The sequence below is a fragment of the Dyella lipolytica genome, from assembly GCF_030160075.1.
Lineage (GTDB): Bacteria > Pseudomonadota > Gammaproteobacteria > Xanthomonadales > Rhodanobacteraceae > Dyella_B > Dyella_B lipolytica.
Genome location: NZ_BSNQ01000003.1, coordinates 1,870,223 through 1,885,535 on the forward strand (window position 1 = coordinate 1,870,223; position 15,313 = coordinate 1,885,535).

At 61.4% G+C, this 15,313-nt stretch carries 15 protein-coding genes; 5 read left to right on the forward strand and 10 right to left on the reverse strand.

Features of this window, described 5'->3' with window-relative positions; translation table 11 throughout:
• Positions 1-64 precede the first annotated feature (64 nt).
• The gene (locus QQL64_RS09925; protein WP_284398775.1) at positions 65-1,078 is read left to right on the forward strand and encodes an aminoglycoside phosphotransferase family protein; all 1,014 of its coding nucleotides are present in this window, start codon (positions 65-67) and stop codon (positions 1,076-1,078) included.
• Complete coding sequence (gene murU / locus QQL64_RS09930; RefSeq protein WP_284398778.1) at positions 1,075-1,773, forward strand: N-acetylmuramate alpha-1-phosphate uridylyltransferase MurU; 699 nt, start codon at positions 1,075-1,077, stop codon at positions 1,771-1,773. Before QQL64_RS09925 ends, murU begins: the two co-directional genes overlap by 4 nt.
• Positions 1,774-1,856: 83 nt before the next feature.
• Here the strand turns inward: murU and secF are convergent, their stop codons facing one another.
• The 9 genes from secF to QQL64_RS09975 form a co-directional block, all read right to left on the reverse strand.
• Entirely contained in the window at positions 1,857-2,822 is a 966-nt protein-coding gene (secF, locus tag QQL64_RS09935; protein WP_284398781.1) for a protein translocase subunit SecF, read from the reverse strand.
• 12 nt (positions 2,823-2,834) lie between these two features.
• The gene (secD, locus tag QQL64_RS09940) at positions 2,835-4,736 is read right to left on the reverse strand and encodes a protein translocase subunit SecD (protein WP_284398783.1); all 1,902 of its coding nucleotides are present in this window, start codon (positions 4,734-4,736) and stop codon (positions 2,835-2,837) included.
• Between the two features lie 82 nt (positions 4,737-4,818).
• Entirely contained in the window at positions 4,819-5,151 is a 333-nt protein-coding gene (yajC, locus tag QQL64_RS09945) for a preprotein translocase subunit YajC (protein WP_284398785.1), read from the reverse strand.
• Positions 5,152-5,352: 201 nt separating this feature from the next.
• Positions 5,353-6,504, reverse strand: a complete 1,152-nt coding sequence (tgt, locus tag QQL64_RS09950) for a tRNA guanosine(34) transglycosylase Tgt (RefSeq protein ID WP_284398789.1) — start codon at positions 6,502-6,504, stop codon at positions 5,353-5,355.
• 65 nt (positions 6,505-6,569) lie between these two features.
• Complete coding sequence (gene queA / locus QQL64_RS09955; protein WP_284398791.1) at positions 6,570-7,601, reverse strand: tRNA preQ1(34) S-adenosylmethionine ribosyltransferase-isomerase QueA; 1,032 nt, start codon at positions 7,599-7,601, stop codon at positions 6,570-6,572.
• Between the two features lie 72 nt (positions 7,602-7,673).
• The gene (locus tag QQL64_RS09960) at positions 7,674-8,276 is read right to left on the reverse strand and encodes a response regulator transcription factor (protein ID WP_284398792.1); all 603 of its coding nucleotides are present in this window, start codon (positions 8,274-8,276) and stop codon (positions 7,674-7,676) included.
• Complete coding sequence (locus QQL64_RS09965; RefSeq protein WP_284399733.1) at positions 8,273-9,472, reverse strand: sensor histidine kinase; 1,200 nt, start codon at positions 9,470-9,472, stop codon at positions 8,273-8,275. Before QQL64_RS09965 ends, QQL64_RS09960 begins: the two co-directional genes overlap by 4 nt.
• 48 nt (positions 9,473-9,520) lie before the next feature.
• Positions 9,521-10,318, reverse strand: coding sequence for an ABC transporter permease (locus QQL64_RS09970; protein WP_284398793.1), 798 nt, complete (start codon positions 10,316-10,318; stop codon positions 9,521-9,523).
• Complete coding sequence (locus QQL64_RS09975; protein ID WP_284398796.1) at positions 10,318-11,235, reverse strand: ABC transporter ATP-binding protein; 918 nt, start codon at positions 11,233-11,235, stop codon at positions 10,318-10,320. The genes QQL64_RS09970 and QQL64_RS09975 overlap by 1 nt, the downstream gene beginning before the upstream one ends.
• A 275-nt stretch (positions 11,236-11,510) precedes the next feature.
• Between QQL64_RS09975 and QQL64_RS09980 the strand changes: the two genes are divergently transcribed.
• The 3 genes from QQL64_RS09980 to upp all read left to right on the forward strand — a co-directional run bounded on the left by QQL64_RS09980 (position 11,511) and on the right by upp (position 14,237).
• A complete protein-coding gene (locus tag QQL64_RS09980; RefSeq protein ID WP_284398800.1) occupies positions 11,511-13,007 on the forward strand; it encodes an aminotransferase class III-fold pyridoxal phosphate-dependent enzyme in 1,497 nt (498 codons plus the stop codon).
• A 165-nt stretch (positions 13,008-13,172) separates the two neighbouring features.
• Positions 13,173-13,487: a phosphate starvation-inducible protein PsiF gene (locus QQL64_RS09985; protein ID WP_284398803.1), complete on the forward strand. Its 315-nt coding sequence runs from the start codon at positions 13,173-13,175 to the stop codon at positions 13,485-13,487.
• A gap of 114 nt (positions 13,488-13,601) precedes the next feature.
• Positions 13,602-14,237, forward strand: a complete 636-nt coding sequence (gene upp / locus QQL64_RS09990) for a uracil phosphoribosyltransferase (protein WP_284398806.1) — start codon at positions 13,602-13,604, stop codon at positions 14,235-14,237.
• A gap of 110 nt (positions 14,238-14,347) precedes the next feature.
• Here upp and pip read toward each other — a convergent pair whose 3' ends face one another.
• Complete coding sequence (gene pip / locus QQL64_RS09995; protein WP_284398808.1) at positions 14,348-15,304, reverse strand: prolyl aminopeptidase; 957 nt, start codon at positions 15,302-15,304, stop codon at positions 14,348-14,350.
• Positions 15,305-15,313 lie beyond the last annotated feature (9 nt).

A 15,313-nucleotide genomic window follows, 5' to 3' on the forward strand; every position in this document is an offset into this window, starting at 1 on the left:
AGGAGCCTGTGCGTCGACGGCGCACAGGCTCTAAGCTGTTCGCGTGTCATCTGCGAACGAATCCATGGACCCTATTCTCGACCGCGCCACCGCCCGCCTGGCCTGGACGCGCGCAAGCCTTGGCGACAACACGCTCACCCTGGAACCGGCTTCGGCCGATGCAAGTTTTCGCAGCTACTGGCGCACGCATCACGATGGCCGTAGCTGGATCGTGATGGACTCGCCCCCGGCGCAGGAAGATCCGCGCCCATGGCTGGTGATCGGCCAACAGCTCGCAGCGGCCGGCCTGCATGTTCCTGCCGTGTATGACAAGGATCTGCAGCAAGGCTTCCTGCTCATCGAGGATCTCGGTTCACGCCTGTACTTGTCGGCATTGAATGACGACAACGCGGATGCGCTCTACAGCAGCGCGATGGATGCGTTGCTGCGCATGCAAGCAAAGATGGACTACCGCGACCTGCCGCCCTTCGACCGCGACGTAGTGATGCGAGGGCTGGAAATCATGCCGGAATGGTTTCTTGGCCGTCATCTCGGTCACACACCGGATAACAACGAACAGAACGTTTTGAACGCGGCCTTCGACATCGTATGGCGCAACATGCAGGAACAACCTCGATGCTTCGTTCACCGCGACTTCCATAGCCGCAATCTACTGATCGTCGAGAACAACAGTCCAGGCATCATAGATTTCCAAGGTGCCCTGAACGGACCGATCGCCTACGACCTCGCTTCGCTGCTGCGAGACGGCTACATCGCATGGAAGCGCGAACGCGTCGAAGCGTGGGTGGAGTCCTATCGACGGCGACTGAAGGAAGCGCGCTTGATCGGCCCCGAGGTCGATCGCAAACACTTTCTGCGTTGGTTCGATCTCACCGGCCTGCATCGCCATATTCGCGTGCTTGGACAGTTCTACCGACTCTGGTATCGCGACGGCAAACCCGGATATCTCGCCGACGTGCCTCGTGTTTACCACTACGTAGTTTCCGTCGCGCAAAGTTATCCGGAGCTGGCCGACTTCGTTGCGCTGCTCGAACGGCATGCGCACGGCCGTGACCTGACACGGGTGGCGAGCGCATGAGGCATGCCCTGATTTTTGCTGCAGGCCTGGGCGAGCGTATGCGCCCATTGACCGATCGCACGCCCAAACCGCTGCTTTCGGTTCGCGGCAAGCCGCTCATCGTATGGCATCTGGAAAAGCTCGCCGCCATCGGCGTGCACTACGTGGTGATCAACACCTCGCATCTCGCCGATCAATTTCCGGAGGCGCTCGGCGACGGCTCACACTGGGGTTTGCGCATCCGCTATGCGTATGAAGGCCCCGTTCCATTGGAAACCGGTGGCGGCATGCTCAATGCTCTTCCGCTCTTGGGACCGGAGCCGTTTATCGCGGTCAGTGGCGATGTCTGGACCGATGCCGACTTCAGCGCGTTGCCTGCCGAACCTGTCGGTGTCGCGCATGTGTTGCTGGTGGATAACCCACCGCATCATGCGCAAGGGGACTTTGCACTCGACAACAGGGGATGGTTGCGCAACGAAGGTGAAACGCGGCTGACCTATAGCGGAATCGGCGTATTTCGCCGTGAATTGCTGGATGACTGGCAGGCGGTGGTTGGCCACAACTCTGGCACCGATGCAAAACCGCCGCGCTTTAAAATGGCGCCGTTGCTACGCGCAGCGATCGATCGTGGCGCGATCAGTGGCAGTCGCCACAACGGCATCTGGACCGACGTCGGCACGCCCGAACGTCTGAGATCGTTGGACGCCTCCGACTAGCTAGTTACGCTTCGCATCGCTTTCAAAAACAGAACGGCCCGGATAACCGGGCCGTTGCAGTAAACGAAACAAGCGGCGGTCACTCAAGGGCGACGCGCCAGTTCCGGATTCTCTTTGGTCACCGGCATCAGATCCTTCTTCGACACACCGAGCCACAACAGCAGCGGGCTGGCCACGAAGATCGACGACAGCGTACCGACCAGAATACCGATCAGCATGGTCACCGCGAAACCGTGCACCGAAGGACCGCCGAAGAAAAACAGCGCGGCCATCGCAATGCTGGTGAACAACGACGTGATGATGGTTCGCGACAGCGTGCTGTTGATAGAGCGGTTGAGAATCTCTTCCGGATCGGCCTTGCGCGAGGAGCGGAACAGTTCGCGGATACGGTCGAACACCACCACCTTGTCGTTGATCGAATAACCAATCACCGCCAGCACCGAAGCCAGCACGGTAAGGTCGAATTCGCGCTGCACCAGCGAGATCACGCCAAGCGTCACCAGCACGTCGTGCACTTCGGTAGCCAGTGCGGCGATCGCGAAGCGGCGCTCGAAGCGAATCCACAGATAGATGCCGATGCCGATGATCACGAAGATCGCTGCCGTGACGCCGTCACTGCGCAGCTGCTCGCCCACCTGCGGGCCTACATAGTTGCGGCCGGCGATCTTGGCATCGGGACGCGAGGCCTGCAGCGCCTTGCCGACGTCGGCGGCAATCACGTCCAGATTCGGCGATTGGCCCGTCTGCATCGCGTAGTGCGTGTCGTCCTTGGGCTGAAAACGGAGCGACACCTGCCGGGTACCGCCAACGCTCTGAACGACCGCGTTCTCGATACCGCCCTTTTCCAAAGCGCTGCGCACATCCTCGACCGATACCGGCTGGTCATAGCCGACATCAATGCTGACGCCACCTGTGAAATCCAAACCGTAGTTCAGACTGCGCGTAGCGAGCAGTGCAATAGAGGCAACCATCAGCAAGATGGCGATGCCGACGCTGATCTTCCTCAGGCCGAGGAAGTGGACGTTGCTGTTGTGGCTAAAAATTTCCATATGCTTCCCCGATTACACCGACAGCGTCTTGAGCTTGCGGCCGCCGTGAATCAGCGCGGTGATGGCGTGGGTTACCGTGACCGAGGTGAACATCGAGGTCAGGATACCGATCAGCAACGTGACGCCGAACCCCTTGATCGGGCCGGAGCCCATCGTGGTCAGCGCCAGCGCGGCGATAAGATGGGTGACGTTGGCGTCGAGAATGGTGGCCCACGCCTTTTCATAACCGGCGCGGATCGCGGCAAGCGGCGTCGAGCCGTTGCGCAATTCTTCACGCACGCGTTCGCAGATCAGCACGTTGGCGTCGATTGCCATACCCAGCGTCAGCACGATACCGGCGATACCCGGCATGGTCAGCGTGACGCCGATCATCGACATCACCGCTACCAGGATCACCAAGTTGAAGAACAGCGCCACGTCCGCCACCAGGCCGAACAGCTTGTAGTAGATCGCGGCAGCCAGCAGCACCAAGCCGAGGCCCAGCAGCACCGCCTTCAAGCCCTTGTCGATATTGTCCTGGCCCATGCTGGGACCGATCACACCTTCCTGCACGATATCCATCTGTGCTGCCAACGAGCCGCCGCGCAGCAGCAGGGCCAGTTCGGAGGCTTCCTTGTTGCTGCCCAGGCCGGTGGTCTGGAATTTGTTGCTGAACACGCCGTTGATGCTGGCGTAGTTGATCACGGTGTAAGTGGTCTTCGGCGTGCGCACTTCCTTGCCGTCGACGACCTTGGTGTCGGTGGTGCGTTCGACATACACCACGGCCATCGGCTTGCCGACGTTGTCGCGTGTGAAGTCCAGCATCTTGGCGGCGCCCGCAGAGTTCAGCGTCACGCTGACCATGGGCGAACCGGTCTGCGAGTCGTTGCCGGAAGAAGCGTCCACCAACTCATCGCCGCTGGCGATAACGGATTTGCTGACCAGATAAGGACCGCGCGGGTCGCCCTCACGACCAGGATAAAGATGCGCATCCGGCGGGATATTGCCGGTCTTCACTGCATCCTGCACAGCCGGATCGCGCCCGTCGCCAATGCCGGCCACGTATTGCAGCGTGGCGGTAGCGCCGATCACCTTCTTCGCTTCCGCGGGATCCTGCACACCTGCCAGCTCAACCGAAATATGGTCTTCGCCCTGCACCTGGATTACCGGCTCGGACACGCCCAGTGCATTGATGCGGTTGCTCAGCGTCGCCAGGTTCTGTCGGATTGCGCTGGTTGCGAGATCGCGTAGCTTGTTCGGCTTGATCACGGCGTTGAGCACGTAGCGGTCGCCGGTGTTTGCTCCGTCAGAGACGCTGAGATCGGTGTACTCCGTGGCGATCGCGTCGCTGGCCGCCGAGCGATCCGCCGCGGAACCGAGCACCACATTCACGCCCTGCCCGCGCGTGGCGTTGCGCGCCACCGAAATGAACGAGATCTTCTTGTCCTTCAGCAGCGAGGTGATGTCTTGGGTGTAGCGGATTTCCTGCTTGTCGACCACGTCGTTCTGGTCCACCGCCATCAGGAAGCGCACACCACCTTGCAGGTCCAGGCCAAGCGGCATCGGACGAGCGCCGATGGCACTGAGCCAGGCCGGTACGGTCGACTGCAGGTTGAAGGCTTCGGCGTATTCGTCGCCCAGCGCCTGTTTCAAGGCATCCGCCGCGCTCTTCTGCAAATCGCCGTTGGCGAAGCCGATCAGCACGTAGTCACCGCGACTCACATCATGCTTGAGGCTCTGATCGATGAAGGGGATCTTGGCACTTTGCAGCGTAGCGGCGATCTTCTGCTGCAACGCCTGGTCGACTGGCGCACTGTGGCTCGCCGAGACCTGCACCGCCGGTTTGGGCGGATACAAATTCGGCAGCGCGTACAGAGTGCCTAGCACCAGTACGATGGCGACCAGGAAGTATCTCCAGCGTGGAAAATCACTCATGCCTTGCATCCGTAAAAGCCGCGGGACTAGACCGCGGTAGCGAGAATTGATGGAGGAAAAACCGGCCCGCGCAGCGGAACGGTCAGGACGACTTCAGCGTGCCTTTCGGCAGCACCTGCTGGACAGCGCTTTTCTGCAGCTTGATCTTCACGTTCGGCGCAATCTCCATCGTGATGAAGGTGTCGCCCACGTCATCGACACGGCCGGCAATACCACCGTTGCTGACCACCTCGTCGCCCTTGGCCAGACCCGACATCAGTTGACGATGTTCCTTTTGCCGCTTCATCTGCGGACGGATCATCATGAAATACATCAGGCCGAACAGCACGACCATCATGAGGATCATGGAAAGGCCGCCATTGGCCGCGGCACCCGGCGCCGCCTGCGCCAGCACGAAAGTGGTCGGAAAATTCATCAGCTCGTCCCGCAAGTTATGGCCGCAGCAGGAATTTTCGCTGCGTGCCCAATAAAAGACCTTGGATTATGCCATGAGTTATGGCCTTTTGCGTTCGCCTCCTCTCCCCTTTGGGGAGAGGATTGAGGTGAGGGGTCACGGCTTGCTCCGAGGCCTCAGCCGAAGCGCGCTCCGAATCAACTTGCAACGCAAGATTGCCCCTCACCCCCTCCCTCTCCCCGAAGGGGAGAGGGAGTTACTAACCTGGCGCCGGGCGTAGAACTCGGTCACGAAATCGTCCAGCGAACCGGCTGCAATGGCCTCGCGCAGGCCGGCCATCAGGCGCTGGTAGTGGTGCAGGTTATGGATGGTGGCCAGCTGGCTGCCGAGGATTTCATTGCATCGGTCCAGGTGGCGCAGGTAGGCGCGGCTGAACCCCTGGCGGCAGGCGTAGCATTCGCAGCCCTCCTCGATAACCCGCGTGTCGCTGGCGAACTTGGCATTGCGGATACGCAGCGTGCCCTCGCTGGTAAACAGAAAACCGTTACGCGCATTGCGGGTCGGCATGACGCAATCGAACATGTCGATGCCGCGCCGCACCGCCTCCACGATGTCCTCGGGCCGACCCACGCCCATCAGATAACGCGGACGATCCTGCGGCAGCAGCGGCACGGTGAAATCCAGCGTGTGATTGCGCTCGGCCTCCGGCTCGCCCACCGCCAGACCGCCCACCGCGTAGCCATCGAAACCAATCTGCACCAGACCTTCGGCAGAGCGCCTGCGCAGGTTTTCGTAGACGCTGCCCTGCACGATGCCAAATAGCGCATTGGGGTTTTTCAGGTCATCGAAGGCGCGGCGCGAACGTTCGGCCCAGCGCAGGCTCAACTCCATCGATTCGGCGGCTACTTTTTCCGTGGCCGGATACGGTGTGCATTCGTCGAAGATCATCGCGATATCCGAATCCAGCACGGTCTGGATTCGCATCGATTCCTCCGGCGAGAGGAACACCTTGGAGCCGTCCACCGGCGAGGCGAAGGTCACGCCCTGTTCGGTGATCTTGCGCTTGTGCGCCAGTGAAAACACCTGAAAACCGCCGGAATCGGTGAGGATCGGCGCCTTCCAGCCGATGAAACGATGCAGACCGCCGAACTCGCCGACGATGTCCAGGCCCGGACGCAGGAACAGGTGGAAGGTGTTGCCAAGGATGATCTCGGCACCCACTTCGACAAGGTCACGTGGCGTCATGGCCTTGACGGAGCCATAGGTGCCGACGGGCATAAAGGCAGGCGTTTCCACCGTGCCGCGGTCAAAGCTGAGGCGCCCGCGGCGCGCGGCGCCATCGGTGGCGAGGAGATCGAAATGCATGGCGGTCATCCAAGCATTATCGCGTGTCAGCGCGATTCATGCTCCCTCTCCCCAAAGGGGAGAGGAAGAAAAAGCTAAGTACCCTGCGGCAAGATCAGCATCGCGTCGCCATAGGAGAAGAAGCGATAGCGCCGCTGCACTGCATGCTGATAGGCCCCAAGGATGAACTCTCGCCCGGCCAGGGCGGAGACCAGCATCAACAAGGTCGACTGCGGTAGATGGAAGTTGGTGATCAGTCCATCGATGCTGGTGATGCGGTAGCCCGGAAAGATAAAAATCTGCGTTTCGCCGGCAAACGGACGCAACATGCCATCCACGGTCGCGCTCTCCAGCGCACGCACCACGGTGGTACCCACGGCGATCACCCGCCCGCCTGCACGGCGGGTGCGATGAATCTGGTCCACCAGCCCCGCGCCGACGTTGAGCCATTCGCGATGCATCTGATGATGAGCAAGATCTTCGGTGCGCACCGGCTGAAACGTGCCGGCGCCAACGTGCAGCGTTACATAACCGAAGTCCACGCCTTTGTCGCGCAATTGCGTCAGCATGTGGTCGTCGAAATGCAGCCCTGCGGTCGGCGCGGCTACCGCGCCGGGTTCGCGCGCATAGATCGTCTGGTAACGCTCCATATCGCTGGCATCCGCATGCCTCGCGATATACGGCGGCAGCGGCATCTCGCCAAGCCTGAGCAGCAAACGCTCGAGCGGTTCGGGCGATTCAAAACGAAGATGGAAAAAACTCTCGTCGCGCCCAAGCACGGTGGCATGACTTCCATCCGCCAGCACGATCACGCTGCCGGTGCGCGGCTTCTTGCTTACGCCGAGTTGCACGGTGGCTTCATGCGCACCGGTCACGCGTTCGATCAGAATCTCCACCGCCCCGCCACTCGGCTTGTGTCCGTACAACCGCGCCGGCAATACGCGCGTGTCGTTGAACACCAGCAGATCGCCCTTGCGCAGGAAGGATGGCAGTTCGCGGAACATACGGTCCTGCCAGGTGCGTACGGGCACGTCGAGCAGCAGCAGTCGACTCGCGCTGCGTTCGGCCAGCGGCGCCTGGGCGATCAGTTCGGGCGGCAGTTCGAAGTGGAAGTCGGACTTCTTCAAGGCGAGGTCGTCATGCGGTAACGGGGCATTATCCCGCAAGAAACACCGCGTGTCCCTGCCGCATGGCTTTCGTTACAACCAACCCTTCTGCCGCGCCAGCCGATAGGCCTCGATGCGATTGGCCGCTCCCAGCTTGCCGATGGCTTCGGAAAGATAATTGCGCACCGTGCCATGCGAAAGATTGAGTTTCGTCGCGATGTCGCTGGCCGATTGTCCCTCGCCTGCCAGGCGGAGTACCTGGCGTTCGCGATCGTTGAGCGGATCGGCCTCGGACCAGGCCTCCAATGCCAGCTGTGGATCGATGGAACGACCGCCGCGATGCACTGTGCGCAAGGCTTCGGCAAGATTCTCCGCCGGCGCGTCTTTCAACAGATAGCCCGATACCCCAGCGTCCAGTGCACGACGAAGAAAGCCGGGACGTGCAAAAGTGGTCACGATGATGGTCTTCACCGGCAATTCGTGACGATGAATGCGCTGCACCAGTTCGAGCCCGGTGATGCCAGGCATTTCGATGTCGGTCACCAAGACATCCGGTTTCAACCGCTGCACGTCGCGCCAGGCCGCTTCGCCGTCGGGCGCGGAGCCAAGCACTTCGATATCCGATTCGAGATTCAGCAAGGCCGACAGCGCACCGCGCACCATCGCCTGGTCTTCGGCCAGCAGAACGCGGATCATGCAAAGCTCCGCGTATAACCATCTTGCGACGCCGGCGGCGTAGGTTCGGCGGGCGTTCGCGAAGCCTCTTGCTGCACGCGTAGTGGGACACTTACCAGCAGTCGCGTACCGCGATGCGGCGGTGAATCGATCTGCATTTGGCCGCCGAGTGCGCGTACACGTTCGCACATTCCGCTCACCCCATTGCCATGCGCGGAAAGTCCGCCGCGTCCGTTATCGCTGATCTGCATTTCAAGTTTTTCCGCTGTACGCACAAAACGCACGCTCGCCTCGGAGGCGACCGCGTGCCGATGAATGTTGGTAGTGGCTTCGCGAATGACCAGCGCCAAGGCACGCTCGACATCCAGAGGAAGCGAATCCGGTAGGTTGCCGTAATCCAGATGCACGGCTGAGGATTCCAGTAGCAATCGTGCCGAGGCGAGTTCCGCGGCAAGATCGGTGGAACGAATACCGGTCACCGCTGCGCGTACTTCAGCCAAAGCATGTCGCGCCACACGCTCTGCTTCTTCCAGCTCGCGTCGCGCCGCTTCGCTGTCGCGATCGAACAGTTTGCGTGACAGTTCCAGCTTCAAGGTAATCAATGACAGTGTGTGGCCGAGCAAATCGTGCAGGTCTCGTCCGATGCGCTCACGCTCAGCAGTTGCTGCAAGCCGGCGCACTTCCTCGTGCGAAAGTTGCAGCTCTGCGTCTTTCTGATCACTCATCTTCTCGGCGGCAGTGACCATGCCGATGATGAACGTCATCAATGGAATCGATACCACCGCCTGCCATGCGTAATGCAGCAGCCACGCCTCCATCAGGCACGTAAGATTGAGTGCCAGCAGGGTTGCCATGTAGGTGCGAAAGCCCAAGAGGCAACCGCGCAGCATGACGCAGCCAAATACGAAATACGTAAGACCGCTGGGATACCAGGGCATCAACGCCAAGGCGAGCGCGATCATGGCGAGTGCATAGACCTGTGTGCTCTTTCGCGAAGCCACACAACACTTGGCATAGAGCAGCAGAAAGATCGGATAGCTCAGCAGCGTGAACAACGCCCACGTCCACGTGTAGTGGTCGAAGATGGGCGTGACGAACACCCATACCGACCACAGCAAATGAACGGCATCGACCCACGGCGACTTGCCCTTGCGCACACTTTGGGCGGCGTAAGAGTCGGGCGCCGGCGTAAACCAGTTACGAATCGATGAAATCATGGTCATGGCTCATCCCCACGCCGACAGCCTTCCAGATCGCATCGTACTTCAACCGTAGCGCCGCAGTCGGCGAGCGGCGATCACAAAGAAAACCACTGCGAAACCGACCAGTATTCCGACATGCTCCACCAAGCCGGCATGTTCGAGACCCAGCGCAGCCAGCCCCAACTGATGCAGGTGATAGCTCGGCCAGATCGGCGCTATCTGTTGCAACACCTTAGGTAGCAGGTTGATGGGAATCCACAGACCGGAAAGGAACGACATCGGCAGATAGATCAGGTTGAGCATGCCGGGCGCGCCCTGCCCCTTGATAAACGTGCCAACCAGCATGCCGAGCGCACAGAACGGCAACACACCTAGCACACCCGTCAGCAATAGCAGCCCAGCCTGTTGCGCAGTAAGCGTGACATGCGCCAGCACCAAGCCCATCGCCAGCAACAGCAGAATCACTATCGCAGCCGCCAACATCGCCATCAGCATCTTGCCTAGCAGATAGGCCCCGGGCGGCATCGGCAATGCGCGTTTGTAGGTAAGCAGGCCGCCATCGCGTTCCAGCGCCAATGACACGCCGAAACCGAACAATCCGGGACTCATCACACCAAACACGCCATAACTGACCAACAGGTAGCGTGCGGCATCCGCGCCTTCGGATCGACCCATCACGATGCCGAACAGCAGATAGAACATGGTCGGAAACAACATGATGGGAAGCATGAAGCCTGGGTTGCGCATGTAACGCACGCATTCGCTGCGCGCCTCGGCTAGATAGGCGCCGAATACGCGCTTGGTGCCCATGCGTGGGGAAGCCATCGTCGTGGTTGATGCGGTGGTCGTGACGGCGTTCATTACGCAGCCTCCTTTTCAACAACCGTTTCTTCGCGGGTGAGTTCGGTGAAGGCTTCGGCCAGGCCTGCCCGTTGCACTTCGAGTTCGCTCAGCGATACATCGGCGTCAAGCAAGCGACGCAAAACGTTTTCGGCAGCGTTAGTGCTGATGCGCATGCGCTGCCCGTCGCGTTCGGCCGATGCCACTTGCGGCCACATCGCCACCTCGGCGGCGTCCAGATCGGTAACGCAGCGGATCCGCGTGAGTGGCACCTGCGCGCGTAAGGCGTCCACGCTGCCCTCGCTCAGCACGCGCCCCTTGCCCATCACCACGACACGTTGCGCCAGCGCTTCGGCTTCTTCGAGATAGTGCGTGGTCAACACGACCGCGCAACCCTCAGCGACCAGGGCACGCATTGCCGACCAGAGTTTCTGGCGGGCGTCGATATCCATGCCCACCGTCGGCTCATCCAGGAACACCAGTTCGGGCCGGCCGCATAACGCCAGGGCGAACTGCACCCGTCGCTGTTGACCGCCCGACAGCTTGCCGTAAGGCCGCTGCAGCAAATCGCCGATACCGGCGAGGGCGGCGCTTTCTTCCAAGGGGCGTGGATTCGGGTAATAGCTGGCGACGAGGCGCAGCAGTTCGCCCACCCGTAAAGTGAGTGGGAGCATGGCTGATTGCAGCATCACGCCGATGCGCCGGCGCGCGTCGATCTGTTGCGGATCCATGCCAAATAGCTCGACGCGGCCGCCATCGGGGCGGATCAGGCCCAGCAGCAGGCTGATGCTGGTGCTCTTGCCGGCCCCGTTCGGGCCCAGTACCGCAAGCAGTTCGCCGCGGTGCAGCACAATATCTACGCCATCGAGCGCGGTGAGGCTGCCGTAACGCTTCACGGCACCGGAAAGACGGGCTACTACGTCGGACGTGGGGTTCATGGCAGGTCTCCTTTGCACTGCAGCGTAGGCATGGCAAGGGGTTTTCCCCAGTCGCCGGCGTCAGCTATCCGGCATGACAGGCGTCATCCGGGGGTACCGGCCACCCCCGCCCGCAGGTTATCCTTTGGCGGTATGCGCCAGCGGTTTCCCCCTTGCGGCGCAGTGCGGCCGGGCGCATGGCCCGCGGGCCCTCGGTGCCCTCCACGCACGAAATACATGAGTCGGCCTGCTTCGCGCTGGGTGCGAGGCGCTGACGAGATTCGAGGAGAGTAGTCATGGGTGTGATCGAACAGCTGCGCGACCTGCGCGAATTTGGCGGCAAGCCGCGGACCACCGGCCTCGACGACGCCAGCATCGAACGCATGGCGGCCATCGATCCGCAGCTTGTACAAGCCGTTTCCGAAGCCGTCGCGCGCCACCATGAGCTGCGCGCCGAGTTGGGCGATTTCCTGAAGCTCGACGAGTCGGAACAGCTGGCGCAGGCGCTGGCGGGCTTCGTCAATTTCTATCCGGACGATGCGATCAATCCGTACCTGCCCGCGGCCGCGCGTGGCCCATGGGTTGTGACGCTGAAAGGTGCCGTCGTACACGACAATGGCGGCTACGGCATGCTCGGTTTCGGCCACAACAACGCGGCAATCGATGCCGCGCTGGCGCGTCCGCAGGTCATGGCCAATGTGATGACGCCCAGCGTGTCGCAGCTGCGCTTTACCCAGGCGCTGAATCGTGAACTGGGCTGTCACCGTGGCAGCAATCCGTATGTGCGTTATCTATGCCTCAATTCCGGATCGGAATCGGTAGGGCTCGCCTGTCGCATTGCCGACGTCAATGCCAAGCTGATGACCGACGCGGGCGGCCGTTACGCCGGACGCACCATCAAGCGCGTTGCCGTGAAAGGCGCGTTCCATGGCCGCACGGACAAACCGGCGCTGTACTCCGACTCCTCGCGCCGCACCTATCAGCAGCATCTGGCGAGCTATCGCCATGAAGACACGCTGCTCACCGTGGCGCCTTATGACATCGCGCAACTGGAAGCCGTGTTCGCCGATGCCGACAAGCATGGTTGGTTCATCGAAGCGATGTTCCTGGAACCGGTCATGGGTGAAGGCGATCCCGGTCGTGCGCTAACTCCGGCGTTCTACCAGGCTGCTCGCCAGCTGACCGAGTCGCACGGTTCGCTGTTACTGGTCGACTCGATCCAAGCAGGTCTGCGCGCGCATGGCGTGCTGTCGCTGATCGACTATCCCGGCTTCGAAAAGCTACAGCCGCCGGATATGGAAACCTTCTCCAAGGCACTCAACGCCGGTCAGTACCCGCTATCCGTACTGGCGGTAAGCGAACGTGCCGCAGGCCTGTATCGCAAGGGCATCTACGGCAACACGATGACCGCCAACCCGCGCGCGCTGGACGTGGCGCTGGCGACGCTCGACCAGCTCACCGACGAAGTGCGCGCCAATATCCGCGTCCGCGGCAAGGAATTCGTCGACAAGCTCAATACGCTGAAGGACGAACTGGGCGGCCTGATCACCAAGGTGCAAGGCACCGGCCTGTTGTTCTCCTGCGAGCTGGCCCCGCAGTTCAAGTGCTACGGCGCCGGCTCCACCGAGGAATACCTGCGCGAGCGCGGTATCGGCGTGATTCACGGCGGCGCCAATTCGCTGCGTTTTACCCCGCACTTCAAGATCACCAGTGCGGAAGTGGACATGGTGATCGCTCATGTGCGCCACGCCTTGCTGGAAGGCCCCCGCAAGGCCGAAGCCCGCGCAGCCTGAAATAACCGCATCACGGCCGGGCAAGCCGGCCGTGATGAACCGCTGCACCACAAATCCTGAAGCGCTGTGCGTGGCTTACCCCAGACACCTTCCACCCTGTCATGTCGTAGGCATAGACTGCGTTAGCCGGCAGAACCGCCGGTCATAACTTCAGGAGGAAGCACCATGTCCATGCGTTTCAGCCTGCTTGCCGCCAGCGCTGTCCTGGCCCTTGCCACCACCGCCGCCTACGCCGCACCACAGGCCACGTCCAGCACGAGCACGGGGCATTCCACCAAGTTGGGCGAGTGCAGCCACGCCGCGAAAGGAAAGACCGGCGCCGCATACACAGCAGCCCGCGATGCCTGCATGAAGGGCGAGAGTGCCCCTGCAGCAGCGGCCAAGCCTAAGACCATCGGTGAATGCAACCACGAGAATGCAGGCAAGAAAGGCCAAGCCTACAAAGATGCCGTAAGCGCTTGCATGAAAGGCAGTCACTAACAGGGCCATTGCCCAGCGTTGAGGCTCGTTTAGATTTTCAGGGCGTCGCCATGCTGGCGGCGCCCTTTTCATTTGCCGCTATGCTTGATGCCATCCCATCAACGGTCGCGCCGCATGAAGATCGTCGAGGTTCGTCACCCGTTGATCCAACACAAGCTCGGCCTGATGCGCCGGGCCGACATCAGCACCAAGGAGTTTCGCGAACTCGCCTCTGAAGTCGGCTCACTGCTGACCTATGAGGCCACCAAGGATCTGGAAACCGTCGAAGCGCAGATCGAGGGTTGGGCAGGCCCTGTGCGCGTGCGGCAGATCAAGGGCAAGAAGATCACCATCGTGCCGATCCTGCGCGCCGGCCTGGGCATGCTGCCCGGCGTGCTTGAGCTGATTCCGGCGGCGAAGGTCAGCGTGGTCGGTCTGCAACGCGACGAACACACACTGCAGCCGATCACCTATTACGAGAAACTCACCGGTCGCATGGACGAGCGCATTGCGCTGATCGTCGATCCGATGCTCGCCACCGCGGGTACGCTGATTGCCACGGTGGACATGCTCAAAGCGGCGGGCTGCCGGCGCATCAAGGGGCTGTTCCTGGTGGCTGCGCCGGAAGGCCTCAAGCGCATCGAGGCCAGCCATCCGGATATCGAGATCTACACCGCGTCCATCGACGAACGGCTCAACGAGCACGGTTACATCCTGCCCGGTCTCGGTGATGCCGGTGACAAGATTTTCGGCACGAAGCCGTTGCCATAAGCCCCAGCCCCTCACCCTGCCCTCTCCTCGCTCCCCAAGGCCGAGCACATCCATGTGCTCTCTCCGCGTGCCCCAAAGGGGAGAGGGGATAAAGAAAGCGCCTTCGGCGCTTACCCTCTAAATCGATCCGTCGCCTCGAGCAGTTCGTGCGTAATGCCGGGCTCGAACGCTGAATGCCCGGCATCCTGCACGATGCGCAAATCAGCCTCGGGCCAAGCGCGATGCAAATCCCAGGCACTGCGCATCGGGCACACCACGTCGTAACGCCCCTGCACGATCACCGACGGAATCCGGCGAATGCGGTCGACATTGCGCAGCAGCTGATCATCATGCTCGAAAAAGCCGCCGTTGACGAAGTAATGGCATTCGATACGCGCGAACGCCAGTGCGAACTCGTCTTCTCCACTGCTGCTGATATACGACTCGTCCTGATACAGAAAACTGGTCGCGCCTTCCCATACCGACCACGCGCGCGCCGCATCCAGGCGCGTCTTGGCGTCCGAACTGGTAAGGCGCCGGTGATAGGCACTCATCAAGTCGCCGCGCTCCACTTCAGGGATGGCCGCCAGATAGGTTTCCCACGCATCTGGATAAAGCGCGTCGCAACCCTTCTGGTAGAACCATTCCAGCTCCCAGCGGCGCAGCATGAAGATGCCGCGCAACACCAGTTCCGTGACCTTGTCCGGATGCGTCTGCGCGTAGGCCAGTGCCAGCGTCGAACCCCACGAACCGCCAAACACCTGCCAGCGCGCAATGCCCAGACGTTCGCGCAGTCGCTCGATATCGGCGACGAGGTGCCACGTGGTGTTGTCCGTGAGCTCCGCATGCGGCGTGGACCTGCCGCAGCCGCGCTGATCGAATAGCACGATCCGATACACCGCCGGATCGAAGAAACGCCGGCACTTGGCATGGGTGCCACCACCCGGGCCGCCGTGCAGGAACACCACTGGCTTACCGTCCGGGTTGCCGCTTTGCTCGTAATAAAGCGTATGCAGTTCGGATACCTTGAGGCTCCCCGTCTCGTATGGCTCGATCTCGGGATACAGGGCGCGGCGGTCCTGGGACATATCGGCATA